General features: G+C 78.8%; 2 protein-coding genes. Both read right to left on the bottom strand.

Going from position 1 to position 1,387, the window contains the following annotated elements; genetic code table 11:
* Positions 1-207 precede the first annotated feature (207 nt).
* Positions 208-501: an HGxxPAAW family protein gene (locus FNQ90_RS23200; RefSeq protein ID WP_182608136.1), complete on the bottom strand. Its 294-nt coding sequence runs from the start codon at positions 499-501 to the stop codon at positions 208-210.
* Positions 502-637: 136 nt separating this feature from the next.
* A complete protein-coding gene (locus FNQ90_RS23195; RefSeq protein ID WP_182608135.1) occupies positions 638-1,240 on the bottom strand; it encodes a TIGR02234 family membrane protein in 603 nt (200 codons plus the stop codon).
* Positions 1,241-1,387: the final 147 nt, after the last annotated feature.

The raw sequence follows: 1,387 nt of genomic DNA, 5'->3' as shown, positions 1-1,387 counted from the left end.
GTCCGGTGGGGCGGCGGACACGACCCGAGCCTGCCGGCCGTGTGCCGGCGCGTCACCGCGACGGCACGGCGGATGCCGCCGCCCGGATGTTCCCGCCACCCGAACGGCGGCGGGAACGCGCGGGGCCGGGCCCGGGCGGCCGGGCGGAAGCAGGCGGGCTCCGAGGAGCCGGAACGGCCCCGGCCCCGGGGGGGCCGGACGTCGCGATCAGACCGAGGCGCCGCGCGCGTCGGTGGCCTCGGCGGGGGCGCTCTCACGCGGACCGGGCACGGAGGCGTTCCCCGGGGCGGGACGCTGCGGGACGGGCTCCGCGCCCAGGCCCATCGAACGCATCACCAGCGCGGCCACCCCGCCCAGCCCCACGACCAGGACGCTCGCGAGCACCAGCCACGGCTGGGCCATCACGGTGAAGACACCGCCCAGGCAGAAACCGATGAGGGCGATGATGACGCCGGTCCAGGCCGCCGGGGAATTGCCGTGGCCGTGGCTGTTGGCCGCCATGAATGACTCCTTGGTGACGGTGGGGACACGCGGCGGGGGCGCGGGGGCGCCGTCCGCGGACATTTCCGGAGCCATTCTGACAGGTGGGCGCGCTCCGGCCGCACCCGCCTCCCCCGTCCCGAACACGGACGGGAACTCAGCCGGTGGGGTCCTCACCCCGGTCCATGGCCTTCCACATCTCCTCCGGCCGCTCCGGGTCCGCCGGCCGGACGGGGCCCCGACCGGTACGCCGTTGGCCCCGACCACCAGCGCGAACACCGGGGGAACCGGTCCGCTCGTGGCGACCGGACATGGCGGGCCAGGCCGCGCCGTGGCGCAGGGCGAGCACCCCGGCCAGGACCAGTGCCAGGCCCCCGAGCGCCGAGATCCAGGGCCAGACGGTGTGGTCGATGCCACTGAGCGGCACCTGCGTGAGGCCGGTCACCTCGGCGGCGGCGGAGCGCAGCGCGGAAGTGTCCCGGGCCCCCGCCACCGCGGAGGCGACCGCTCCCGCGCCCGCCAGCAGAAGCACCCCGGAGACGATCCGCCGGCCGTTGCGGCGCACCGCGAGGACCGCCACCAGGGAGGCCAGGCCGACCAGCGCCAGGGCGCTGGGCAAGCCGGAGACCTCCCCGCCGGTGACCGTGACGGGAAGCGTGCCCCCGGCCGCGCCGGCGGCCAGTGCCTCGGCCCAGCGCTGCCCGGAGGCGATCAGGACGACGGCCGCGCCCGTGGCACCGGCCACCAGGGCGAGCGGCAGGGCCCGGCGCGCGGAACGGGCGGGGGCCTCGGAGGCCGGGACCGGCTCCGGTCCCCGGTCGGCCCCGCCCTCCCGGGGGCCGGGGACCGGCCGGTCCGCGCCTCCGCCCTCGGGGGCGGAGGCGCGGTCGGGGCCGGCTTCGGGGGG

It is taken from the genome of Streptomyces alkaliphilus, assembly GCF_014141535.1.
In the GTDB taxonomy this organism is placed as follows: Bacteria; Actinomycetota; Actinomycetes; order Streptomycetales; family Streptomycetaceae; genus Streptomyces; species Streptomyces alkaliphilus.
The sequence above is the reverse complement of the archived record's forward strand: the minus strand, read 5'-3'. Positions and strand labels throughout refer to the sequence as shown.